Annotated in this window: 22 protein-coding genes; 12 read left to right on the top strand and 10 right to left on the bottom strand. The window is 70.9% G+C overall.

The window, feature by feature from the left end:
• Positions 1-104 precede the first annotated feature (104 nt).
• The 3 genes from ACQEVG_RS08325 to ACQEVG_RS08315 form a co-directional block, all read right to left on the bottom strand.
• Complete coding sequence (locus ACQEVG_RS08325) at positions 105-1,127, bottom strand: endonuclease/exonuclease/phosphatase family protein (protein ID WP_432979252.1); 1,023 nt, start codon at positions 1,125-1,127, stop codon at positions 105-107.
• A gap of 201 nt (positions 1,128-1,328) precedes the next feature.
• Positions 1,329-1,982, bottom strand: coding sequence for a TetR/AcrR family transcriptional regulator (locus ACQEVG_RS08320; RefSeq protein WP_432985179.1), 654 nt, complete (start codon positions 1,980-1,982; stop codon positions 1,329-1,331).
• A gap of 148 nt (positions 1,983-2,130) precedes the next feature.
• The gene (locus tag ACQEVG_RS08315; RefSeq protein WP_432979249.1) at positions 2,131-3,747 is read right to left on the bottom strand and encodes an MFS transporter; all 1,617 of its coding nucleotides are present in this window, start codon (positions 3,745-3,747) and stop codon (positions 2,131-2,133) included.
• Between the two features lie 161 nt (positions 3,748-3,908).
• Here ACQEVG_RS08315 and panB point away from each other — a divergent pair, with 161 nt between their 5' ends.
• The 4 genes from panB to ACQEVG_RS08295 all read left to right on the top strand — a co-directional run bounded on the left by panB (position 3,909) and on the right by ACQEVG_RS08295 (position 7,268).
• On the top strand, positions 3,909-4,769 hold the full coding sequence (panB, locus tag ACQEVG_RS08310; protein ID WP_432979246.1) for a 3-methyl-2-oxobutanoate hydroxymethyltransferase: 861 nt from the start codon (positions 3,909-3,911) through the stop codon (positions 4,767-4,769).
• 171 nt (positions 4,770-4,940) lie between these two features.
• Positions 4,941-5,315 (top strand): cupin domain-containing protein, encoded by a 375-nt coding sequence (locus ACQEVG_RS08305; RefSeq protein WP_432979243.1) that lies wholly within the window; start codon positions 4,941-4,943, stop codon positions 5,313-5,315.
• A 100-nt stretch (positions 5,316-5,415) separates the two neighbouring features.
• A complete protein-coding gene (locus ACQEVG_RS08300; RefSeq protein ID WP_432979240.1) occupies positions 5,416-6,426 on the top strand; it encodes an ATP-binding cassette domain-containing protein in 1,011 nt (336 codons plus the stop codon).
• The gene (locus tag ACQEVG_RS08295; protein ID WP_432979237.1) at positions 6,423-7,268 is read left to right on the top strand and encodes an ABC transporter permease; all 846 of its coding nucleotides are present in this window, start codon (positions 6,423-6,425) and stop codon (positions 7,266-7,268) included. Before ACQEVG_RS08300 ends, ACQEVG_RS08295 begins: the two co-directional genes overlap by 4 nt.
• A gap of 13 nt (positions 7,269-7,281) precedes the next feature.
• Here ACQEVG_RS08295 and ACQEVG_RS08290 read toward each other — a convergent pair whose 3' ends face one another.
• Positions 7,282-11,382, bottom strand: coding sequence for a BTAD domain-containing putative transcriptional regulator (locus ACQEVG_RS08290; RefSeq protein ID WP_432979234.1), 4,101 nt, complete (start codon positions 11,380-11,382; stop codon positions 7,282-7,284).
• A 160-nt stretch (positions 11,383-11,542) separates the two neighbouring features.
• Here ACQEVG_RS08290 and ACQEVG_RS08285 point away from each other — a divergent pair, with 160 nt between their 5' ends.
• Positions 11,543-12,346: a site-2 protease family protein gene (locus tag ACQEVG_RS08285; RefSeq protein WP_432979231.1), complete on the top strand. Its 804-nt coding sequence runs from the start codon at positions 11,543-11,545 to the stop codon at positions 12,344-12,346.
• Here ACQEVG_RS08285 and ACQEVG_RS08280 read toward each other — a convergent pair.
• Positions 12,336-12,524, bottom strand: coding sequence for a hypothetical protein (locus ACQEVG_RS08280; protein ID WP_432979228.1), 189 nt, complete (start codon positions 12,522-12,524; stop codon positions 12,336-12,338). The two genes, ACQEVG_RS08285 and ACQEVG_RS08280, sit on opposite strands and share 11 nt — an antisense overlap.
• Positions 12,525-12,612: 88 nt before the next feature.
• Positions 12,613-13,326, bottom strand: coding sequence for an NADPH-dependent F420 reductase (gene npdG, locus ACQEVG_RS08275; RefSeq protein WP_432979225.1), 714 nt, complete (start codon positions 13,324-13,326; stop codon positions 12,613-12,615).
• 95 nt (positions 13,327-13,421) lie between these two features.
• Between npdG and ACQEVG_RS08270 the strand changes: the two genes are divergently transcribed.
• Positions 13,422-14,027, top strand: coding sequence for a hypothetical protein (locus ACQEVG_RS08270; protein ID WP_432979222.1), 606 nt, complete (start codon positions 13,422-13,424; stop codon positions 14,025-14,027).
• Positions 14,028-14,065: 38 nt separating this feature from the next.
• Here the strand turns inward: ACQEVG_RS08270 and ACQEVG_RS08265 are convergent, their stop codons facing one another.
• The gene (locus ACQEVG_RS08265) at positions 14,066-14,299 is read right to left on the bottom strand and encodes a hypothetical protein (RefSeq protein WP_432979219.1); all 234 of its coding nucleotides are present in this window, start codon (positions 14,297-14,299) and stop codon (positions 14,066-14,068) included.
• A 58-nt stretch (positions 14,300-14,357) separates the two neighbouring features.
• Here ACQEVG_RS08265 and map point away from each other — a divergent pair, with 58 nt between their 5' ends.
• Both map and ACQEVG_RS08255 read left to right on the top strand, forming a co-directional pair.
• The gene (map, locus tag ACQEVG_RS08260) at positions 14,358-15,215 is read left to right on the top strand and encodes a type I methionyl aminopeptidase (RefSeq protein ID WP_432979216.1); all 858 of its coding nucleotides are present in this window, start codon (positions 14,358-14,360) and stop codon (positions 15,213-15,215) included.
• Positions 15,216-15,388: 173 nt separating this feature from the next.
• Positions 15,389-16,078 (top strand): heme oxygenase (biliverdin-producing), encoded by a 690-nt coding sequence (locus ACQEVG_RS08255; protein ID WP_432979213.1) that lies wholly within the window; start codon positions 15,389-15,391, stop codon positions 16,076-16,078.
• Between the two features lie 50 nt (positions 16,079-16,128).
• Here ACQEVG_RS08255 and ACQEVG_RS08250 read toward each other — a convergent pair whose 3' ends face one another.
• Entirely contained in the window at positions 16,129-16,800 is a 672-nt protein-coding gene (locus ACQEVG_RS08250) for a PhzF family phenazine biosynthesis protein (protein ID WP_432979210.1), read from the bottom strand.
• 299 nt (positions 16,801-17,099) lie between these two features.
• Between ACQEVG_RS08250 and efeO the strand changes: the two genes are divergently transcribed.
• From efeO to ACQEVG_RS08230, 4 genes are read left to right on the top strand one after another with little or no spacing between them, the layout of a single operon-like run.
• Positions 17,100-18,242: an iron uptake system protein EfeO gene (gene efeO / locus ACQEVG_RS08245; protein ID WP_432979207.1), complete on the top strand. Its 1,143-nt coding sequence runs from the start codon at positions 17,100-17,102 to the stop codon at positions 18,240-18,242.
• 13 nt (positions 18,243-18,255) lie between these two features.
• Positions 18,256-19,557, top strand: coding sequence for an iron uptake transporter deferrochelatase/peroxidase subunit (gene efeB, locus ACQEVG_RS08240; RefSeq protein WP_432979204.1), 1,302 nt, complete (start codon positions 18,256-18,258; stop codon positions 19,555-19,557).
• Positions 19,558-19,572: 15 nt separating this feature from the next.
• Complete coding sequence (gene efeU, locus ACQEVG_RS08235) at positions 19,573-20,556, top strand: iron uptake transporter permease EfeU (RefSeq protein WP_432979201.1); 984 nt, start codon at positions 19,573-19,575, stop codon at positions 20,554-20,556.
• Positions 20,507-21,424 carry a hypothetical protein gene (locus ACQEVG_RS08230; RefSeq protein ID WP_432979198.1) on the top strand — a complete coding sequence of 306 codons (918 nt, stop codon included), beginning with the start codon at positions 20,507-20,509 and terminating at the stop codon, positions 21,422-21,424. The genes efeU and ACQEVG_RS08230 overlap by 50 nt, the downstream gene beginning before the upstream one ends.
• Positions 21,425-21,463: 39 nt before the next feature.
• On the opposite strand, the gene ACQEVG_RS08225 is transcribed toward ACQEVG_RS08230, so the two are convergent.
• Positions 21,464-22,228 carry a bifunctional DNA primase/polymerase gene (locus ACQEVG_RS08225; protein WP_432979195.1) on the bottom strand — a complete coding sequence of 255 codons (765 nt, stop codon included), beginning with the start codon at positions 22,226-22,228 and terminating at the stop codon, positions 21,464-21,466.
• A gap of 253 nt (positions 22,229-22,481) precedes the next feature.
• The gene (locus ACQEVG_RS08220; RefSeq protein ID WP_432979192.1) at positions 22,482-23,516 is read right to left on the bottom strand and encodes a small ribosomal subunit Rsm22 family protein; all 1,035 of its coding nucleotides are present in this window, start codon (positions 23,514-23,516) and stop codon (positions 22,482-22,484) included.
• Between the last annotated feature and the right edge of the window lie 17 nt (positions 23,517-23,533).

The following is a 23,533-nucleotide window of genomic DNA, read 5'->3' as shown; positions in this document are numbered from 1 at the left end:
CTTTCCGAGTTAGTTCTCCTGCGAAACAAAGGCTCTCATGCGGATTGTTCCCACGGATGAACGGGTGGTTGCCGTCACATAGCTGGGGTTCCGCCCCAGCTCCCTCAGGGCTTCACGCGCGCCGCGATCGGCAAATGGTCGCTGTCCGTCCGCGGGAGCGTCCACGAGGAGACCGGCTCCACGCCCTTCACCAGGATCTGGTCGATGCGCGCCATCGGGAACGACGCCGGCCAGCTGAAGCCGAAGCCGTCGCCCGCCGCGCCCTGGGTGGAGCGCATCTGCGAGGTGATGGACTTCAGCGAGCGGTCGTTCATCGTGCCGTTGAGGTCGCCGAGCAGCACGACCTTCGCACCCCGCTCGTGGGCGATCGCCTCGCCCAGCGCGTCCGCGCTGTTGTCGCGCTGGTTGGCGGTGAAGCCCGCGTGGAGCTTGACGCGTACGGACGGCATATGGGCGACATATACCTCGACAGCGCCCATGGGTGTCTGCACGGTGGAGCGCATGGCGCGGGTCCAGCCCAGCCGGGTGTCCACCGGAGCGGTGTTACTCATCGGGTACTTGCTCCACAGCCCGACCGTGCCCTGCACCGAGTGGTACTTGTAGGTGCCGGCCAGGGCATGTTCGTACGCGGAGACCTTGCCGAGCGGCAGCTCCTGCAGCGCGAGCACGTCCGCGCCCGAGGCGGCGACATCCTTGGCCGTGCCCTCGGGATCGGGGTTGCCGGCGTTGACGTTGTGGGTGGCGAGCGTCAGATCGCCGCCGCCGCCCGACTTGTCGGTGACCAGGCCGCCGAAGAGGTTGAGCCAGACGACGGTCGGGAACAGCAGGGCGATCACCGCGGTGGCCGAGCGCCGCCAGACCGCGAGGGCGAGGATCACCGGGATGAACACGCCGAGCCACGGCAGAAAGGTCTCGGCGAGGCTGCCGAGGTTGCCGATCCGGTTGGGGATCTGTGCGTGCAGGATCATCAACAGGGCGATCAGCACGGCGAAGCACGCGAGGGCGATGCCGCGTCGCCAGATCCTGCTGTCGCCGCGCCAGCGCCGGAGCAGGCCCCGGGCCCGGGTTCCGGTGCGCCGGTCCTCCGGATTGCCGTTCCCCGTCTCCGTCTTGTACGCCTGCGCCATGAAGCCGTCCTCACTGCCTTGCCGTCACACCTCGCCGTCGACACTAGGCGATGGCGGGCGTTTTGCCGCCGTCGCCGGACGGCCGTTACTGCCTCGATGACGACCAGGCGGAGGACGAGGTTCCTGGCAACGGCCCAGGTAGGGACGTTGTGACAGAACGCGCACACTTCGGGCGGCCCCGACGGGCGAGTTGATGCCCTCTCAGCGTGGCGGACGTACGCCCTGGAGGACGGCGTCGACGATGCGTTCCGCGCTGCCCGCCTCGGGTTTGCCGTCCGGGCGCAGCACGGTCCGTACCAGCATCGGACCGACGAAGAGGTCGCCGAGCAGATCGAAGTCGATGTCGGCGCGGATCTCGCCGCTCGCGATGCCGCGCCGCAGGACTTCGTCCATCCGCTCGCGGCGGGGGACGACGGAGGTGTGGTGGTACATGTCCCAGAGCTGGGGATAGCTCTGCATCTGCGCGAAGACGTTGTGCAGGAGGGCGGAGGAACGCTTGGCGAGGCCGCGGCGGCGGAGCATCTCGACCATCGCCACGAGATCGTCGCGGACGGAGGTGCCGGGCAGCGGGGGGTCGACCGGTTCCATGGAGCGTACGACGTCGACGAAGAGGGCTTCTTTGCCCTCCCAGCGGCGGTAGATGGTGGCCTTGCCGACCTTGGCCGTGCGGGCGATGCGCTCGATGGACAACTCGGACAGCGGCACGCCCTCTTCGAGGAGCCGCACGACGGTGTCGACGATGGCGCGCTCAATGGCCTCGCTACGGGGCCGCCCCCGCCGCCCCGCGGGCGCGGCGCCGGCGGCCGGGACGGAGGCGGGCCCGGCCGCACGGGAGGCCGAACCCGGGGCGGACACCGGCCCGTCCTCGGGTGCCGGGGCGGCCGGAGCCGCGGCCCCCAGGTTGTCGTCGTGGCGCCTCAACCGCACGTCCGCTCCGTCTCTCGCCGTCTCATCCGCCGTCGTCATCGTCGTCAATTCTCGCTGACCGACCGCGGTGTCATGATCAGCGCCCGGCACTCTCCGACTCGGCCTCCGGCTCCGGCTCGGCCGCGGGCTCGGCCGCCGGTGCCGTCTTCGGGCGGCCGCCCGGCAGGAAGAGCAGGACCACGACCACACCGATCAGCGCCACGCCCGCCGACGCGAGCGCGGTCAGATGCATCGCGTCCAGGAACGCCTCGTGCGCCGGCGCGACCAGCGCCTTGCCCGCCGGGCCGAGCTTCTGCGCGTAGCCGAGGGTCGTCTCGATCGACTCGCCCGCAGCCTCCCGGGCCCCACTCGGAAGCACCTCGAGATGCCCCTCGATCCCGCTCCGGTACCGCGTGGAGAGCAACGAGCCGAGCACCGCGACCCCCAGTGCCCCGCCCACCTGCCGGAACGTGTTGTTGACCGCGGATCCGGACCCCGCCTTCTCGCGCGGCAGCGCCTGCATCACCGAGACCGTCACCGGCGGCATGATGTGCGCCATTCCCGCGCCCTGCACGAAGAAGACCACTTCGAGCACCCACAGTGGCGTGTCCGCGTCGAACAGCGCGAAGGCCGAAAGACCCACCGCGACCAGCAGCATTCCCGCCGTGCAGACCGCCCTCGCCCCGAAGCGCTCGACGACCAGCCGGGCGCGCGGCGCGAAGATCATCTGTGCCACGGCCAGGGGCAGGATCAGCAGTCCGGCGTCCAGCGCGCTGTACCCGCGCACGCTCTGCAGATAGAACGCGGAGAAGAACGTCACGCCCATCAGCGCGAAGAAGACCAGCGCGATCGCGGCGACGGCCGCCGAGAAGGCCGGCTTCTTGAAGTACGAGATGTCGATCGCCGGATGGTCGCTGCGCTTCTCGTGCAGTACGAAGACGGCCAGCACCACAAGTCCGCCGAGCAGCGGGAGCAGCGAGGACGGCGCCAGGAAGTCGGCGAGCTCGCCGCCGCGGATGATTCCGTACACCAGCAGGACCAGGCCGATGACCGACAGCACCACGCCCAGGGGGTCGATACGCCCCGGGTTCGGGTCCTTGGAGTCGGGCACCAGCACCATCATGGCGATCACCGCGATGATCACGATCGGCACGTTGACCAGGAAGATCGAGCCCCACCAGAAGTGCTCGAGGAGCAGTCCGCCGGCGATCGGGCCGATCGCGATGCCCAGCCCGACGCTGCCGGCCCAGATGCCGATCGCCTTCGGCTGCTCCTCGCGCTCGAAGACGTACATCAGCACGGCGAGCGTCGCCGGCATCACAAACGCCGCGCCGAAACCCATCACCGCGCGGTACCCGATGAGTTCGCCGGGCGAGCCGGAGAACGCCGCGAGGGCCGAGCCCATGCCGAAGACGACGATGCCGAACAGCATCACCCTCTTGCGGCCCATGCGGTCGCCCAGCAGTCCCGCCGTGAAGAGCAGTCCGGCGAAGACGAGCGTGTAGGAGTTGATCGCCCACTCCAGCTCGCTCTGCGTCGCGCCGACTCCCGTGGGCGCGGGACTGGCGATCGTCTTGACCGCCACATTCAGGATCGAGTTGTCGAGCACGACGATGAGCAGGCTGAACATCAGGACGCCGAGGATGGCCCAGCGGCGGCGATGGACGGCCTCGGGTATGCGGGGAGCGGCAGCTGCGCCGGATGGAGTCGACATGGTCCCCAGACTAGCCATATTTCGATACGAGACCGTCTCGTATAGAAACACTTTACCGAAGAAACGGGTCCTCTTCCTTCCGGACGGCACGAGGTGCCACCATGGGGGTGATCCGGGGACGCCGTCAGGGCGCCTCGAGATGACGAAGGAGCCGTTTAGCCATGACGCTTCAGGCTGCCCAGAAGCCCGCCGACAGCAGCAAGGCGCTGTACGGCGGCAAGGGCACTCGCCGCATTACGGTCCACGACATCGCCACCGCCAAGGAGCGCGGCGAGAAGTGGCCGATGCTCACCGCATACGACGCGATGACCGCGTCCGTCTTCGACGAGGCCGGCATCCCGGTCATTCTCGTCGGCGACTCCATGGGCAACTGTCACCTCGGCTACGACACCACCGTGCCGGTCACGATGGACGAGATGACCATGCTCTCCGCCGCTGTCGTACGGGGCACCAGGCGCGCCCTCGTCGTCGGCGACCTCCCCTTCGGCTCGTACCAGGAAGGCCCCGTCCAGGCGCTGCGCAACGCCACCCGGCTGGTCAAGGACGCGGGCGTCGGCGCGATCAAGCTGGAGGGCGGCGAGCGCTCACTGGGCCAGACCGAGCTGCTGGTGCAGGCCGGCATCCCGGTCATGTCGCATCTGGGCCTGACCCCGCAGTCCGTCAACACCATGGGCTACCGGGTGCAGGGCCGCGGCAACGAGGATGCGCACCGGCTGCTGCGCGACGCCAAGGCGGCGCAGGACGCCGGCGCCTTCGCGGTCGTCCTGGAACTCGTACCGGCCGAGCTGGCCGCCGAGGTCACCCGCAGCCTGCACATCCCCACCATCGGCATCGGCGCGGGCCCCGACACGGACGCCCAGGTCCTCGTCTGGACCGACATGGCCGGCCTCACCGGCGGCAAGGTTCCGCGCTTCACCAAGCAGTACGCCAACCTCCGCCAGACGCTCGGGGACGCCGCGAAGGCCTTCGCGGACGACGTCGCCGGCGGGGCGTTCCCGCAGGAGGAGCACACCTTCCACTAGGGCCACCCAGGGCTTCCCCTGGCCCCACAGCCACCTCCGGCACCAACGGCAGCCCGCCGATCTTCCCCCGTCGGCGGGCTGTCGGCATGAGAGCCGCCACCAGGCCCCGGCGTAGCCTGGAAAGCGGACTCGGGGCTCTCTCGCACCACCACCCGCCGGGAGGCGGTAGCCATGGCCGGAATCGTGCGCAAGACCTTCGACTCCCCGGAAGAGACCCGTCCCTTCGCAGAGGGAACGGGGAGGCTCGACCTCCTCACCACGGAAGGCGGGCCGCCGCTCGGCCAGGCCGTGTTCGAGCCGGGCTGGCAGTGGTCCAAGCACATCAAGCCCATCGCCGGCACCGACAGCTGCCAGTCGCACCATCTGGGCTATGTCCTCAGCGGCCGCATGAAGGTCGTCATGAACGACGGCGAGACCGATGAGCTACGTCCCGGCGACTTCATCGACATCCAGCCCGGCCACGACGCCTGGGTGGTCGGCGATGAGCCCTGCGTCGTGCTCGACTGGGCCGGCTTCGTCGACTACGCCAAGCTGGCACGCTCCTGACCTGCCTCTTTGCTGCCGTCGGAGGGCTGTCGCCTGCTTGTCGGTGACCTGTCGGTGACGTGTCGGCGGCCTGTCGGCGACGCCCCTCATCGTTGACGGCATGACGCGAAACGACAAGAACCCAGACGGCACGCGCAGCGCCGTCCAGGTACGGGGGCTGGTCAAGCACTACGGCAGCACCAAAGCGCTGGACGGCGTGGATCTGGACGTCCGTGAAGGCACCGTGCTCGGTGTGCTCGGACCCAACGGCGCCGGCAAGACCACTCTCGTACGCTGCCTCTCCACCCTCGTCGCCCCGGACGCCGGCCATGCTGTCGTCGCCGGCTACGACGTGGTGAAGCAGCCGCGGCAGCTGCGCCGCACCATAGGACTCACCGGACAGTACGCCTCGGTCGACGAGAAACTGTCCGGCTGGGAGAACCTGTACATGATCGGGCGGCTGCTCGATCTGTCCCGGCGGGATGCCCGCCGCCGCGCCGACGAGATGCTGGAACGCTTCTCGCTCACGGACGCCGCGAAGAGGCCCGCGTTCACGTACTCCGGCGGCATGCGCCGCCGCCTCGATCTGGCCGCCTCGATGGTCGGGCAGCCGGCCGTGCTCTATCTGGACGAGCCGACGACGGGCCTCGACCCCAGGACCCGCAACGAGGTCTGGGACGAGGTGCAGCGGATGGTCGCGGAGGGAGCGACCGTACTGCTCACCACCCAGTACATGGAGGAGGCCGAGCAGCTGGCGAACGAGCTCACCGTCATCGACCGCGGGCGCGTCATCGCGAACGGCCGCGTCGACGAGCTCAAGGCGAAGGTCGGCGGCCGCACCCTGCAGATCCGGCCCAGCGACCCGGCGCAGCTGTCCGCCATGGCCCGCATGCTCGGCGAGTCCGGCCTCGACGGGGTCACCGGTGCGACGGTCGTCCCCGACGAGGGCCTGCTGTACGTACCGATCCTGAGCGATGAGCAACTGACCGCCGTCGTCGGCCTGTTGGGCGCACACGGCTTCGGGATCGCGCACATCGGCACCCATCTGCCCAGCCTGGACGAGGTGTTCCTGGCCATCACCGGCGAGAAGACGCCCGTGTCCGAAACCATTCCCGAGGAGGTCGCCGCATGAGTACGGCAACTTTGCAGCACTCGAAGAAGCCCGCGCCCGCCCCGGCGAACACCCTTCCCGGCGAGGGCCGGATCGGTATGCGGGCCAATCTGCGGCACATCGGCGCGCTGGTGCGCCGCAACGCGCTGCAGATCAAGCAGGACCCGGAGTCGATGTTCGACGCCCTGCTGATGCCGGTCATCTTCATTCTGCTGTTCGTGTACGTCTTCGGCGGAGCGATCTCCGGCAAGGGCAACCAGCAGGAGTACGTCAACTACGTGGTCCCCGGCATGATGGCGATGATGGGCATGAACATCGCCATGGCCGTCGGCACCGGCGTCAACGACGACTTCAAGAAAGGCGTGATGGACCGCTTCCGGTCCATGCCGATCGCCCGGTCGTCCGTCCTCATCGCGAAGATCGTGGTCGAAGTGGGCCGGATGCTGGTCGCCGCGATCGTACTGCTCGGCATGGGCTTCCTGCTCGGGCTGCAGATCCACACCTCGGTGCTCGAACTGCTCGCCGCCGTCAGCCTCTCCATGGTCTTCGGCGCCTCACTGATGTGGATCTTCATCCTGCTCGGTCTCGTCATGAAGACGGCCCAGGCGGTCCAGGGAGTGGCCATGATGGTCCTGATGCCTCTCCAGTTCGGCTCGTCGATCTTCGCCCCGCCGACCACGATGCCCGGCTGGCTGCAGACCTTCACCGACTACAACCCGCTCTCCAATCTGGCGGACGCGGCCCGGAATCTGATCAACGGCGGCCCGGTCGCCCACGCGGTGTGGATGACGCTCGGCTGGGCGGCGGTGATCACGCTCGTCACGGCGCCGCTCGCGGTCGCCAAGTTCCGCAAGAAGACGTGATCCCGATGGCGGGTCAGGGGACCTGGACCAGGGCGGCGGCCTCGTCGAAGGTGAGGCCGCCGCCCTCGGCGTATGCGGCCTCGTACGCGGCGTCGTCGAGCAGGGCGCGTACGGCCTCCTCCGCCTCGGCCCGGCTCTCGCTCTCGTACAGCGGACGGAAATGACCGGGCGGCAGATCTGCGTCGGCCGCGCCGAGCACCCGGGCCGCGTCCTCGGCGCGCTCCGGCCAGCCCTTGGCCAGGGCAGTCGCGGCGGTCACCATGTGCACCGACGCCAACTGCGGCGCGACCATACGGGCCAGCGGGTCGTGCGCCCTGCTCAGCGCCACACGGGTCCGTTCCAACGACTGCTCGTAACAGCCTTCCATCAGGTCCAGCCAGGCCTGTACGCCGATCACCATGCCCTCGAAGATGGCGAGGGTGCTGGACTCGAACTGCCGCAGCAACTGCGTGATTTCGGCCCGCGCCTCCTGGACGCGACCGCTGCGGGCCAGCCACAGCACGAGGTACAGCCGGGCGATGGCCGACGACTCGTTGCCCATGCCCTTCTCGGCCAGCACCTCGCGGATGATCGCCTCGCCCCGGTCACCCTCGCCCGACTCCAGGAGGATGCCGGCCAGGCGGGAGCGCAGCACCGCGGTCTGTGCCTGGGCGCCGATCCGCTCGGCATGCCCGATCGCGGCCGTGAAGGCCTCGGCAGCCGGCAGATATTCGCCGCGCCGCTCATGCGCCTCGCCACGCGCGGACAGTGCCTCGGCCGCGCCCCAGGCGTCGCCGAGCCGGGTGAACAGCTCCAGCGACTCCTCGGCGTCACGGGTGGCGTCACCCGCCCACTGGGTGCGGTTGGCGAGGACATTGGCGCGGGCCTGGAGCGCGGCGGCGAGCTCCCACTCGTATCCGTAGGCACGGCAGGCATTGACGGTCTCGTCGAGCAGTTCCCTCAGGTCCGCCTCGTTCCCGGTCAGCAGTACGGCGAAGAACCACAGCGAGGCCGGCGGGCGGCAGGTCTGCGGCAGGCCCGGGTGATAGGCCCGGGTGACCCCGCGCAGCCACTCGGTCCGGTCCGGGGCCGTCCACTCCTCGATGTTGTACTCCATGAAGACCATGCGGATCAGCCCCGCGCTGCGTCTGGCCTCCTGCAGCAGCTCCGGCGACATGGGCGGCGGCGCGTCGGTGCACCGCTCGAAGATCGGCGGGGCGGGTTCGACGGGCGCGCGGAAGGGGTCGGGGCCCAGTGCGCCTGCGGCCGAGGCCCAGTGTCTGGCCTCGGTACGCAGATCCCGCATCTGCCAGTACCAGGACAGCGAGAGAACGAGGCAGAGCAGCTCCTGCTCGTCGCGGGCTGCGGCAGCGCGGCGGAGCGCGGTGCGCAGATTCTCGTACTCGCGCTGCAGCAGGGCGATGGCCGCGCGCTGGCCGTGGCCGCGCAGCAGGGGGTCGGTGGTGCGCGCCAACTCCCGGTAGTGGAGCAGGTGCCGGCGCTCCACGGCGTCGCGCTCGCCGGCTTCGTCGAGGCGCTCGGCGGCGTACTCGGCGACGGTTTCGAGGAGGCGGTAGCGCATCCGGTCGTCGGGGGTCGGGGCGGCGACGACGAGTGACTTGTCGATGAGCGAGCCGAGTACGTCGAGGGCGGTCGCGCCGCAGACGGCCTCGGCGGCGGTGATGTCGCAGCCGCCGGCGAAGACCGACAGCCGCCGCAGGACAGCGCGTTCGGTGTCCTCCAGGAGGTCCCAGGACCAGTCGACGACCGCCCTGAGGGTCTGCTGGCGCGGCAGTACGGTGCGGCTTCCGCTGGTCAGCAGACGGAAGCGGTCGTCGAGCCGGTCGGCGATCTGGCGGGGGGTGAGCATCCGCAGCCGGGCGGCGGCGAGTTCGATGGCGAGCGGGAGCCCGTCGAGGCGGCGGCAGATCTCGTCGGCGGCGTCCGGGTCGTCCTCGATGCGGAAACCGGGCCTGGCGGCGGCGCCGCGGTCCGCGAGCAGTTGCAGGGCCATGGGATCCGGCAGCGGATCCACCGGGCGCACCAACTCGCCCGGGACGCCCAGCGGTTCCCGGCTGGTCGCCAGGACGGTGACGGCCGGGCAGCTCTCCAGGAGCCGCTCCGCGAGGGTGGCCGCGGCGCCGACGACGTGCTCGCAGTTGTCGAGGAGGAGCAGCATGCGGCGCCGCGAGCAGTGCTCGGTGAGCCGTGCCAGGGGGTCGTCGCCGTGCCGCTCGGCGGCGCGCAGCTCCTCGGCACCGGCGCCGCGGAGCACGGTCTCGCGGGCGCCGAGGGCGGTGAGGACTGCGTCGGGGACGGTCTCGGGGTCGTCCACGGGCGCGAGTTCGGCGAGCCACACCCCGTCGGGCCATGCCTCTGCGGCCCGCTCGGCCGCCTCCTGCGACAGCCGGGTCTTTCCGGCACCGCCGGGGCCGAGGAGGGTGACGAGGCGGGAGTGGGTGAGGTCGGCGTGGATGGTGCGGATGTCGGCGTCGCGCCCGACGAAGGAGGTGAGCCGGGCACGCAGATTCCCGGCGCGGGGGCGGCTTTCCCCCACCCCACCCCTTCCCGAAACCGGGGCCACCCCGGACCCCGCGCCTTCGCCGCTGCGCGGCGGGAAGGATTCCCCGGGACGCGGTCCCGGACCCCGATCCCCCGCCCAGGCTTCGCCGGTCGCCTCGGACCCGGGACCAAGTCCCTGGGCCCGGACCCCGCTCGCCCCTGCCTCGCCGACGGCGTCCCCTGCGGGAGCACCAGGACCCGTTTCCTCGCCGCTCCGCGGCGGAACGGGCTCCCCGGGACGCGGTCCCGGACCCCGATCCCCCGCCCAGGCTTCGCCGGTCGCCTCGGACCCGGGACCAAGTCCCTGGGCCCGGACCCCGCTCGCCCCTGCCTCGCCGACGGCGTCCCCTGCGGGAGCACCAGGACCCGTTTCCTCGCCGCTCCGCGGCGGAACGGGCTCCCCGGGACGCGGTCCCGGACCCCGCTCCCCCGCCCAGGCTTCGCCGGTCGCCTCGGACCCGGGACCAAGTCCCGGGGCCCGGACCCCACTCGCCCCTGCCTCGCCGACGGCGTCCCCTGCGGGAGCACCAGGACCCGTTTCCTCGCCGCTCCGCGGCGGAACGGGCTCCCCGGGACGCGGTCCCGGACCCCGCTCCCCCGCCCAGGCTTCGCCGGTCGCCTCGGACCCGGGACCAAGTCCCGGGGCCCGGACCCCGCTCGCCCCGGCTTCGCCGACGGCGTGCCCGGCGGGAGCCCCACGGGCTTCTTCCGCCGCAGAGCGGCGAAGCGGCGCGGTTCCGGGCGCGAGCCCGGGATCGGACAGGCCCGCCGGCCCGGGCGCAGACTCCTGCGCCGGCCCCGGTGGGGGCTGGGGCGCCGCCCCAGGTTCGGGGAGGGGCGGGGTGGGGGAAAAATCCGGGCGCAGCAACTCCGCGTGGAGCATGCGCAGTTCGCGGCCCGGGTCCGCCCCCAGCCGGTCCGCCAGGTCCGCCCGTATCTCCTCGTACGCCGCCAGCGCCTCCGCCGACCGCCCCGCGGCCCGCAGTGCCCGCAGCCGCAGTGCCTGGAGGCGTTCGTCCAACGGGTGCTCCCCGCAGAGCGCGACGAGCTCCGGCAGCGCCTCCTCCGCGCGGCCCAGTGCAAGCGCCGCCGCGAGACGTGCGCCGCGGGCGTCCAGGCGGCGGGCCTCCCAGCGCGCCGACTCGGCCGTGCGGAGGGGCAGATCGGCGAGCACCGGCCCCTGCCACAGACCCAGCGCGTCGTCGAGCAGCGCCGCCGCCTTCACCGCGTCGCCCTCCTCCAGCGCCCGCGCTCCCTCCCCCGCAAGACGCTCGAATCGGTGCAGGTCGACATCCTCGCCCTCGGCGCACAGCCGGTAGCCACCGTCCGCCGATGCCACCGCCGCATGCCCCAGCGTCCGCCGCAGCCGCCCGACCAGCGCCTGCACCGCGCCCACCGCGTCCGCGGGCGGATCGCCGTCCCACACTTCGTCGACGAGGACGCCGACCGGGACCGTACGACCGGGCCGAAGCGCAAGCACGGCCAGCAGCGCGCGCAGCCGCGCACCGCCGAGCGCGACGGGCGTGCCGTCGTCGTTCAGAGCCTGAGTGGTGCCGAGTACCCGATAGCGCACCCGCCCATTGTCACCGCTGCCGCCGTGGCCCCGTGCAGCAGGAACCACCGCGCACCCGCGGGACGTTCCCTCCACGTCACCGGTACGGTCGATCCCGCACGTCCCTCCCCCTGCGCCCTGGCGGGCGTGGGGGGATCCCCAAGCCTCAGGAGCCGCACCCATGACCACCGCCACCAAGCGCCACGGCGACCGGCGCATCAGTCCGGTGTTCCTCGGGATCGTCGCCGTGATGGCGGTGACCGGCTGGGCGGTGTGGACGGACTTCTCGGCGAGCCCCGGCATCGCCGTGTTCCTCTTCGTCACATCCGCCTGGATCGTCTCGCTCTGTCTGCATGAGTACGCGCACGCCCGCACCGCACTCCACAGCGGCGACATCTCCATCGGCACCAAGGGGTACTTGACGCTCAATCCGCTCGTTTATACCCATGCGCTGCTGAGCATCGTGCTGCCCGTACTGTTCGTGATCATGGGCGGCATCGGTCTGCCCGGCGGCGCGGTCTTCATCGAGCGGGGCCGCATCCGCGGCCGCTGGAAGCACAGCCTGATCTCGGCGGCAGGGCCGCTGACGAACGCCCTGTTCGCCCTCGTGTGCACCGCGCCGTTCTGGCTGAACGCGCTGGCCGGCGTCCCGCTGGTCTTCCGCTTCGCGCTCGCGTTCCTCGCACTGCTCCAGATCACCGCCGCGATCCTGAACTCCCTGCCGGTGCCCGGCCTTGACGGCTACGGCGTGATCGAGCCGTGGCTCTCGTACAAGGTCCGCCGCCAGGTCGAGCCGTACGCGCCCTTCGGGCTGCTCGCCGTCTTCGGCATCCTGTTCATCCCCGAGGTGAACCACGCGTTCTTCGGCGCGATCGACGCCATCCTGCGGGGGCTCGGCATCAGCGAGGCCGAGACGTACTGCGGCCAGGACTTCTACCGCTTCTGGCAGACCAGCGACGCCTGCCAGGCGTTCGTCAACCGGTAGCCCCGCGGGCCTGGCGCTCCGCCTTCGCCCGGCGCAGGCAGTACCACGCCATGTTGGAGGAGAGCCCGGCCAGCAGCACCCACACGATCCCCAGCCAGCTGCCCTGTACGAAGGACACCACCGCCGCCGCGGCGGCGAGGATGCAGACGGCGAGGGAGTAGAGAGCGAGGCGGGGCATGGGGTACGGCTCCTGTCCGGGTACTGATGACGTACTGCTGACGTACGCCGTCCAGTGTCCCCCATGTCCCCACCTGCCCTGGCGTCGGCTAGACGTCGGTGACGCGCAGACCCGCGTGCGCCTTGTAGCGGCGGTTCACCGAGATCAGATTGGCCACCAGCGACTCGACCTGATGGGCATTGCGCAGCCGGCCCGCGAAGACTCCGCGCATGCCCGGGATACGGCCCGCCAGCGCCTGCACCAGGTCGGTGTCCGCACGTACCTCGCCCAGCACCATCACATCGGTGTCGATCTCCTCGATCGACTCGTCCTGGAGCAGCACGGCGGACAGATGGTGGAAGGCCGCGGTCACCCGCGAGTCGGGCAGCAGGGCGGCGGCCTGCTCGGCGGCGCTGCCCTCCTCCGGCTTCAGTGCGTACGCGCCCTTATTGTCGAAGCCGAGCGGGTTGACGCAGTCGACGACGAGCTTGCCCACGAGCTCCTTCTGAAGCGTCTCAAGGGTCTTGGCGTGCCCGTCCCACGGCACGGCCACGATCACCACGTCGCTGCGCCGGGCGCACTCGGCGTTGTCGGCGCCCTCGATGCCGAGGCCCAGCTCGGCGGCCGCGGTCTCGGCGCGCTCCGCGACCCGCGACCCGATGATCACCTTCTGCCCGGCCCTGGCCAGCCGGTACGCGAGCCCGCGGCCCTGGTCGCCGGTGCCGCCGAGGACGCCGACGACCAGGCCGGACACGTCGGGGAGGTCCCAGGGGTCCTTGGCGGGGGCCTTCGGCGCGGTGCCTGCACTGTCACGAGAAGTCATGGGCTCGACCTTACTTCCTGGTATCGGGCACCCGATCGGGTGAGCGGGCGGCAACCGTCCCCGTCCGGTCCGGCGGTGGTGCAGTATGCGGGGCCATGGATGCCGTACGCGTCGCGCTGCTGCGCGAAGTCCTGGCGGGTACCCAGTGGCCGGCGGCGACCCGGCGGTTCGCGGGGGTGCTGCGGTCGTCCGTGGTGCCGCAGGGCGGCGGGCTGCTGCTGGTGGGGACCGAGGAGTACGAGCCGTGGCATCTGGCCGCGCATCTCGTGGACGAGGCGGCCTGGTCGGGGCAGCCGGAGCTGACGCCGACGCTCGTGCGGCACCGGGTGCGGCCGGCCGATCCTGCGCAGCTGGCGGTCGGCCTCGGCAGGCTGGAGGCGGCGCGACGGGGCGAGACCCTGCTGGTGGTGGCGCCGACGCGGCCGGACGCCGGGCTGCTCGAGCGGGTGCACGACGCCCGGCGGGCCGGGGCGACGGTGCTGGCGCTGGACGGCGGGGACCCGGAGGTGCACGGGCTGGCGCACGAGGCGCTCACGGTGGCCGAGCGGGTGGACGAGGTCGACATAGACACGGTGCAGCATCTGGTGAGCGCGGCGGCCGGGGAGAACAGCGTGCCGGTGGCGCGGGGGCGGCGGCGACTGAAGGACCGGCTGTCGCGGCTGGCGGACCAGCTGACGTCACCGCCGCCCGCGCGCTGGTAGTCCGGGGGCGACCAGCGGGAGGGCCCCAGGGCCCTCGGTTACGCCACGTCGTCGCCGTCCGACCGGGGCGCGTCGTGCCACTTCGGGTCCGTCTCCCACTCCAGGTTCCGTTCCCGCGCGGTCTCCATCGCGTGTTCCGCCTCCTCACGCGAGGCGTACGGGCCGAAGCGGTCCTTTGCCGGGCACTCCGGGCCCTCTTCGACCTTCTGGTGCTCCAGGCAGTAGTACCACTCGCCCGGCTTTGCGACCGTGCGCTTCTTGAACAGGGCCATCGTCGGCTCCTTCCTCTCCCGCCATGCTGCCCCATCGCCCCTGGTTAGACTCGCTGGCATGTCTGGCCAGTCGCTGCTCGTACCAGGGGAGCTCTCTCCCACCCGCTCCGTTCCCGGAAACATCCGGCGCCCCGAGTACGTCGGGAAGCCCGCGCCGACGCCGTACACCGGGCCGGAGGTCCAGGACTCCGAGACCATCGAACGGATGCGCATCGCGGGTCGTATCGCCGCGCAGGCGATGGAGGAGGCCGCCAAGCACATCTCGCCCGGCGTGACCACGGACGAACTGGACCGGGTCGCGCACGAGTTCATGTGCGACCACGGCGCCTACCCCTCCACGCTCGGCTACCGCGGCTTCCCCAAGTCCCTGTGCTCCTCGGTCAACGAGGTCATCTGTCACGGGATCCCGGACTCCACCGTGCTGCGCGACGGTGACATCGTGAACCTCGACGTCACCGCGTACATCAACGGCGTGCACGGTGACAACAACGCCACCTATCTCTGCGGCGACGTCGACGAGGAGTCGCGGCTGCTGGTGGAGCGGACCCGCGAGTCCCTCAACCGTGCCATCAAGGCTGTCAAGCCGGGCCGCCAGGTCAATGTGATCGGCCGGGTCATCGAGTCGTACGCGAAGCGCTTCGGATACGGCGTGGTGCGCGACTTCACCGGGCACGGGATCAACTCGTCGTTCCACTCGGGGCTGATCATCCCGCACTACGACGCGGCGCACGCGACGACCGTCATCCAGCCCGGCATGACGTTCACGATCGAGCCGATGCTCACGCTCGGCACGCACGAGTACGACATGTGGGAGGACGGCTGGACCGTGGTGACCAAGGACCGGAAGCGGACGGCGCAGTTCGAGCACACGCTCGTGGTCACGGAGACGGGCGCGGAGATCCTCACCCTGCCGTGATTCCCACGCTGGCGTGATCCTCTTGCGGCGGCCGCCGAGGGGCGTAGGGTTTTACCGACAGGACGTCGGGAACACATTGACTTAGGTAAGCCTAAGCCGGAAGAGTGGCGTCGGCGACAGCCAGTGCCCCACCGCTTCCGTTCCCGTCCCCACCGGTCCCCTGGAGGCACGCCTTGGACGCCACCGCCACGACCACCGGTACGCCCTTCTCGACGGTCATCCGTGTCGCCTCGCACGCACAGCACACCGAGGCGGAGACCTCGTCCTTCATGAGCGACCTGCTCGGCGACCGGCTGGGGGTGGAGGCCTATGCGCGCTACACCGAGCAGCTGTGGTTCGTGTACCGGGCGCTGGAGGAGCCGGCGGAGGCACTGAGGGGCGACGCGGTGGCGGGGCCGTTCATCCGGCCGGAGTTGATGCGCACGGCGGAGCTGGAGCGCGATCTGGCGCATCTGCGGGGGGCGGACTGGCGCAAGGGGCTCACGCCGCTGCCCGCGACCGCCGCGTACGCCGCGCGGATCGCACAGTGCGCGAGCGACTGGCCCGCGGGCTATGTCGCGCACCACTACACCCGATACCTCGGCGACCTGTCCGGCGGCCAGATCATCCGTGACAGGGCGGAGAGGATCTGGGGCTTGGGGCGCAAGGGCGACGGGGTGCGGTTCTACGTCTTCGAGCAGATCCCGAACCCGGCGGCGTTCAAGCGGGACTATCGGGAACTACTGGACGCGGTGAACGCGGACGACCTGGAGAAACAGCGGATCGTGGACGAGTGCAAGCGGGCATTCCACCGCAACGGAGCGATGTTCCAGGAGCTGGGCGCGGCCACCGCGGCACACCGAAGGGGCCCGCTCAGCGCGTAGGCGGTAGGTGGGCGCGGTGCTCGGCGCGTAAGCCGTACGTGGCGCGCCGCTCAGCGCGAGGCGGGAACGGGGGCCGCGAGGCGTACGCGGCCGCCGATTTCGATCGTGCCGTCGGGGCCCGGGGCGGTCAGGATCTGCGACCCCCGGCCCTGTGTGATGTTCAGGGCCCGCCCGAGCCGGTCGGTGAGCAGCAGCGCGGCGGCACCGGTCGCCTCGTCCTCGTCGATGCCCTCACCCCTCCCGGGGAAGGCGCGCGCCCGGACGCGGCCCGCGGCCTCGTCCTCCCACCCCCACGCGTACACCCACTCACCGGGCGGCGGCACCTCGAGAGCGTCGACCTCGGCGGCCGAGGCGTACTGCCGCAATGTGCGCGGCGGCGCCCACTCAGCGCGTGCGGTGATCCAGGTGAACTCCCCGTCCTGCCGGACCCACACCTCGCCCGCCGGCGGATTCACCGCCTCCAGATCGAGCAGCCAGGCGGCGCCGACGAGCGGATGCCCGGCGAAGGGAAGCCGGAGGCCGGGGGTGTAGATGTCGACGACCCCGCGCTCGGGGTCGTCCACGAACACGGTCTCGCTGAACCCGAGCTCGGCGGCGAGAGCCTGCCGGGACGCCTGGTCGGGATATGCCCGGGGGTCGCGTACGACACCGAGGGCGTTGCCGTACCGGCCGTCGCCCCCGCAGAAGACGTGGAGCACGTCGAGCACGTCACGTTCATTCACTCCAGCATTCAAGCACCAGGCAGGCCTACTTGGTGTTTTCGGCCAACATGGCGGCCGGCGCGGAGGCCGACACGGAGGCGGCGCGGCCCGCGGCAGTCGCACACCGCAGCGCTCCTGGCGGGCCCGAAACGGGCCTTTTGACGCTTCCTTTACCTTTCCATGGGATTGCCACAAGCATACCGCGACCTGCGCGTGACCCTACGAACGGTATGAGAGCTGAATCACTGGACGGGCGGGTATCAGTCAGGTAAGCCTCGGTTAAGTTAGGTCCGCCTCACTTCCTCACCCGTGGAGTCCGCATGCGAGCCGTCCGTCTGTCCGTCGTCACCGCCGCCGCAACCGCTGCGGCCCTGACCGCCGTCACAGGCTGCGCCGAGAAGAGCGATGCCAAGGGCAGCGACAGCGCGATCAAGGTCACCGCGAAGGACGACTCCTGCGAGGTGTCGAAGAAGGAGTTCCCGGCCGGGCACGTCCAGCTCGACGTCGAGAACAAGGGCTCCAAGGTCACCGAGGTCTACGTCCTCTTCCCGGACGATCGCATCGTCACCGAGCGCGAGAACATCGGCCCCGGCACCAAGGCGAACATCACCGCCGAAGTGAAGGCCGGTGACTACGAGATCGCCTGCAAGCCCGGTATGAAGGGCGACGGCATCCGCCAGAAGGTCACCGCCACCGGCAACGGCAAGGCCGCCAAGCGCAGCCCGCAGATGGACGCCGCCGTCGCCGCGTATCGCCAGTACGTGCAGCAGCAGGCCGACGAGACGCTGCCCAAGGTGAAGGTCTTCACCGACGCCGTCAAGGCCGGCGACATCGAGGCCGCCAAGAAGGCGTACGCCGACTCCCGTATCGGCTGGGAGCGCACCGAGCCGGTGGCCGAGTCCTTCGGCGACATCGACCCGAAGGTCGACCTGCGTGAGGACGGCCTGGAGAAGGGCCAGAAGTGGACCGGCTGGCACACGCTGGAGAAGGCGCTGTGGCAGACCAAGAAGCTCGGCCCCGCCGAGAAGGCCCTCGCCGACACGCTCATCAAGGACCTGACCGACTGGCAGAAGAAGGTCGGCAAGGCCGAGATCTCGCCGACCTCCATGGCCAACGGCGCCAAGGAGCTGCTGGACGAGGTCGCCACCGGCAAGGTCACCGGTGAGGAGGAGCGCTACAGCCACACCGACCTGGTCGACTTCAAGGCCAACGTCGAAGGTGCGCAGAAGTCCTTCGAGCTGCTGAAGCCGGTCGCCACCAAGAACGACCCGAAGCTCGTCGCCGAGCTGGACAAGCAGTTCGCGACGCTGAACGCGCTGCTCGACAAGTACCGCAAGGACACCACCTCGTACGAGTTCACCTCCTACGACAAGGTCGGCAAGGACCAGCGCAAGGAGCTCAGCGACGGCGTCAACGCCCTCGCCGAGCCGTTGTCCAAGCTCGGCGCCGCGGTTGCGAAGTAACGGGGGGATCGGCATGTCCGAGAAGACGAACGAGACCAACCAGATCAACGAGACCAACGAGACCACGGAGACCGGCGGCCAGTCCCAGGACCAGGCTCCGTCCCGTCGTTCGGTGCTCGGCTGGGGCGGTGCGGGCCTCGCGCTCGGCGCCGCCGCGGCCGGCGGCGCCGTTGCCCTGAGCCGCGGGGACACGACCGAGCCCGCCGCCTCGGCCGGCGCGGCCGTGCCCTTCCACGGCCCGAACCAGGCAGGTATAGCCACCCCCGTCCAGGACCGGCTGCACTTCGCGGCTTTCGACGTGAAGACGAAGGACCGCGCCGAGCTGGTGCAGCTGCTCAAGGACTGGACGCGGGCCGCGGAGCGGATGACGGCCGGTCAGGCGGTCGGCGAGGGCGCGTACGGCGGTCTCGCCGAGGCTCCGCCGGACGACACCGGCGAGGCGCTCGGCCTCAAGCCGTCCCGGCTCACGCTCACCATCGGCTTCGGCCCGTCCCTGTTCGCCAAGGGCCGCTTCGGCCTTGAGGGCAAGCGCCCGGCGGCCCTGGTCGAGCTGCCCGCGTTCCCCGGCGACAACCTCGACCCGGCCCGCAGCGGCGGCGATCTGTGCGTCCAGGCCTGCGCGGACGACCCGCAGGTCGCGGTGCATGCCATCCGCAACCTCGCCCGCATCGGCTTCGGCAAGGTCGCGGTCCGCTGGTCGCAGCTGGGCTTCGGCAAGACCTCGTCGACGACGCCCGAGGCGCAGACCCCGCGCAACATGATGGGCTTCAAGGACGGCACCCGGAACATCGCCGGTACGGACACGGCCGCACTCGACAAGCATGTCTGGGTCTCCGAGAAGGAGGGCTCGGGCTGGCTGGCCGGCGGCTCGTATCTCGTCGCGCGCCGGATCCGGATGAACATCGAGACCTGGGACCGCACTCCGCTCAGCGAGCAGGAGGACATCTTCGGCCGTGACAAGGGCGAGGGCGCGCCGGTCGGCAAGGCCAAGGAGCGCGACGAGCCGTTCCTGAAGGCGATGCTGCCGACCGCGCATGTACGGCTCGCGCACCCGGACACCAACGGCGGTGCGAAGATCCTGCGCCGCGGCTACTCCTTCACCGACGGCACGGACGGTCTGGGCCGACTGGACGCCGGGCTGTTCTTCCTCGCGTACCAGCGCGACGTCAACAAGGGCTTCGTCCCCGTGCAGCGTTCCCTCGCCGCCAGCGACGACCTCAACGAGTACATCCAGCACGTGGGTTCGGCGCTGTTCGCCGTCCCGCCGGGCGTCCGGGACAAGGACGACTGGTGGGGCCGGGCGCTGTTCTCCTGACCGAAGGGACCCAACGTGTTCGGTAACTATCTGATCGGTTTGCGCGAGGGCCTCGAGGCCAGCCTGGTCGTCTGCATCCTGATCGCGTATCTGGTCAAGACCGGGCGCCGCGACGCGCTGCGTCCGGTCTGGATCGGCATCGGGGTCGCGGTCGCGCTCTCCCTCGGCTTCGGCTTCGCGCTCGAATTCGGCTCGCAGGAGCTGACGTTCGAGGCGCAGGAGCTGCTCGGCGGATCGCTCTCGATCCTCGCGGTCGGCCTGGTGACCTGGATGGTCTTCTGGATGCGGCGCACCGCGCGGCATCTGAAGTCCGAGCTGCACGGCAAGCTGGACGCCGCACTTCAGATGGGCACGGGCGCGCTGGTCGCCACCGCGTTCCTGGCGGTGGGGCGCGAGGGCCTGGAGACGGCGCTCTTCGTGTGGGCGTCGGTCCGGGCGGCCACCGACGCGGGCGGCCCCCAGGGCCCGTTGGCCGGTGTGCTGCTCGGTATCGCCACCGCGGTCGTGCTGGGCTGGCTGTTCTACCGTGGCGCGCTGCGGATCAATCTGGCGAAGTTCTTCAAGTGGACCGGCCTCATGCTGGTGATCGTGGCCGCGGGAGTCCTCGCGTACGGCGTGCACGACCTCCAGGAGGCGCGCTTCCTCGGCGGTCTGGCGAACAAGGCCTTCGACATCAGCGCGACGATCCCGCCGGACAGCTGGTACGGCACGCTGCTGAAGGGCGTCTTCAACTTCCAGCCCAACCCCACCGTTCTTCAGGTCACGGTGTGGGCGCTGTATCTGATCCCGACGCTCGGCCTGTTCCTGGCCCCGGTAGGGTTCGGACGGTCAGTGGGGGTCAAGGAGCAGAAGGCAACCGATGAGAAGGCCGATGCGGGTGGGAAGGCTGCGCCGGGCGGCGACGGGGCTCGCGGCGACAACAGTGCTGTCTCTGACGGCGAGCGCGTGCGTGACAGTGCACGGGGAGCTGGAAGTCGTTCCGTCCGCGACGAAGGCTGAGGCCGCGCAGGCTCTCAAGGAGTTCACCGACGCGTACAACGAGGCCGACAAGGCGTACGACCCGGCACTGGACGCGGAGCATGTCACCGGTGCGCTCGGCGCTATCAACCAGGCCGGCCTCAAGGCGCGCAGCGTCAACTACCCGGACGGCAACCCGCAGCATGTGCCGCTGGAGCTGACCGACGCGAAGTTCACGATCCCGAAGAAGGCCGGCTGGCCGCGCTTCTTCCTCGCCGACGTGGACTCCAACCGCGATGTGGACAAGGGCGCCGGGGACAACCGCTGGGTGCTCGTCTTCGTACGGGGCGGTGCGGACCAGCTGTGGGAGGCGGCGTATCTCACGATCCTGTCCCCCAGCCGGATCCCGGCCCTGAAGACCGACAAGGACGGCTGGGCCGAGCCGGTCGCCCCCGACAGCACGGCGCTGGCGGTCGCTCCCCGCGATCTGAGCGAGGAGTACGCCTCGTACATGCAGAACGGGAAGCCGCCGCACTTCAAGGACGGACCGCACACCTCGGGCTGGCGCACCTCCCGCAAGAAGGACGCGAATCTGCCGGGGATGACCACGCAGTACATCGACCAGCCGCTGGACTCGGACGACTTCGCACCGCTGGGTCTGGCCACCGAGGACGGCAACGCGCTGGTCTTCTTCACCGTGCGCAACTACGAGCGGCAGACGGCGGCGAAGGGTGTACGGCTGAAGGTGCACCCGGACGTCAAGGCGCTGCTGACCGGGCAGGTGACCTCCACGATCACCAAGGAACGGGTCTCCAGCCAGGCGGTGACGGTGCCCACGGGCGCGGTGGGCAGCGGGCAGGTCGAGGTACTGGGCCGCCTGACGGGTCTGACCTCGGCGAAGGGTTCGTAGCGGGGGCTGCGCCCCCTCCCTCCTGCTGCCGGAGATGGCCTAGCGACCGAGCGGCCAGGCCACCTCGTGCTGGTCCAGCCGCTCGTTCTCGCCCGCATACTTCGCGCACGCGTCCGTCAGCGTCTCGAGCAGCGTCAGCGGATCCGGCAGCGGATGCTCGGGGCCGCGCACCCAGCTCACTTCGAGATCACCGGGCAGCCTCGCGGGCGGTACGAGGACATAGCTGCCGCGGCAGTGCCAGCGCAGCCCCGGGTGCTCGTCCATCGTCTCGGGGTGACAGTCGAGCTCACAGGGCCACCACTCGTCCTCGTCCTCGGGGGTGCCGCGCGTGCCGGTGAAGAACAGCATCCTCCCCTCGCTGCCCGCGCCGCCGGACTCGGCGACCGGGCCCACCTCGATGCCCTGCTCGAGCAGCCGGGCCAGGGCGCCGCGGCCCGCCTCCAGGGGGACGTCGAGGACGTCGTGCACCATGCCGGTCGCGGTGATGAAGTTGGCCTGCGGCTGGCCCTGGGCCCAGCGCTCGATCTGGGCGCGATCGGTCGTGGACTGTGTCTGCCAGGCGAAGGAGACCGGGTGCCTGCCCGGGGTCGGACAGCCGATGCGTTCACAGGAGCAGCGGTACGAGACAGGGTGGGCGGCGGGCGCGAGCGGCAGGCTCGCTGCGGCGGCGGCCAGCAGGAGGGTCTCGCGGCGGGAGTCCTCGGCCTCGGTGTTCTTGGGGCGCCGGCGCAGCCACTGGGGCAGCCGGCTCTCCCGGGAGAGCCTGTTCTCCGTACCGCGGTAGCGGCCTTTACCGTCGCCCATCTATCCCCTCACACCTCACGCTCGCCCCAGGTGGACCCTGCCATGGTCCCACCATCCTGCTCCTCGGACGGCCACCGCCCCCAACCGGGGGCTTCTCCGCCTATTCCAGGGGGACTCGGCGCCTCGCCCTGGCACCTTTCGCGTTGAACCACCCGATCGGTTCACAGTGCGCGGGCCCCGCAGACCTCACCATGGGCGGCAGTTGCCCCAGCCCGTCCGTGGTCGGCGCTCCGGGCCTGCACAGCCGGAGGGGTCAGTCCTCCGCCGGCTCCGGCGGCCACGCGTCGCCCCACGCCGCGTCGCGGGCGTCGCGGTACAGCGCGCCCTGGCGTTTGGTGACCGTCTCGCGGCGCAGGCTCTCCGACCGTGTGCACAGGTCGAGCAGCACCAGGCCCTTGCGGATCTGGGGCTTGCGGGTGACCCGGGAGGGGGCCGGGTGGGGCGGGAAGCGGACCGCCGCGACATAGCTGAACTTCTCGTCCTCGTACGGCAGTGAGCCGCCCTTCACCTGGCGGTGCAGCGAGGAGCGGCTGACCCGGGCCGCGAAGTGGCACCAGTCCGCACCGGGCTCGATGGGGCAGTCGGCGCTGTGCGGGCAGGGCGCGGCCACTCGCAGGCCGGCCGCGATCAGGCGGTCGCGGGCCTCGATGACGCGGGCATAGCCGTCGGGGGTGCCGGGCTCGACGATCACGACCGCCTGGGCGGCGCGGGCCGCCTCGGTGACGACGGCCGCGCGGTCCTCGGCGGTGAGCTCCTTGAGGACGTACGACACCGTGACGAGATCACTGCTCTCGATACGGAGCGCCGCGCTGATTCGTGAGCGCTGCCACTGTGCGGCGCGCAGGGCGGGCACCCCCGAGGCGGCGGCCAGTTCACGGCCCAGCGCCAGGGCGGGCTCGGCCCAGTCGAGCACGGTCGTACGCGGACCCCCGGCTTCTCCGGACTCCGAGGCCTCTCCCCCGGACTCCCACGCCTCCGCGACCGCCCAGCTCGCCGCGCCCGTGCCGCCGCCGATGTCGGTGTGCGTGGCCGGGGTCCACCCGGGGGCCGCGGCCCGCAGACCGGCGAGCGCGGCACGTACCGCCTCGAAGGTCGCGGGCATCCGGTACGCGGCATACGCGGCGACGTCGGAACGGTCCCGCAGCACCGGCGCATCGGTCGGGGTCGCCCCCCGGTAGTTGGCGATCAGCCGCTCGACGGCCCGCGCGGCCTGCGTGGGCGGCAGCCCGTCGAGCAGCCCGGCAAGGGTACTGCGCAGGGCTTCCGCGGTGGGGAGTGTGGCGTTCACCGACAAATTCTAGCCAG

Source organism: Streptomyces sp. CA-135486, from assembly GCF_050936555.1.
Lineage (GTDB): Bacteria > Actinomycetota > Actinomycetes > Streptomycetales > Streptomycetaceae > Streptomyces.
This window is presented reverse-complemented; position numbering and strand designations above follow the sequence as displayed.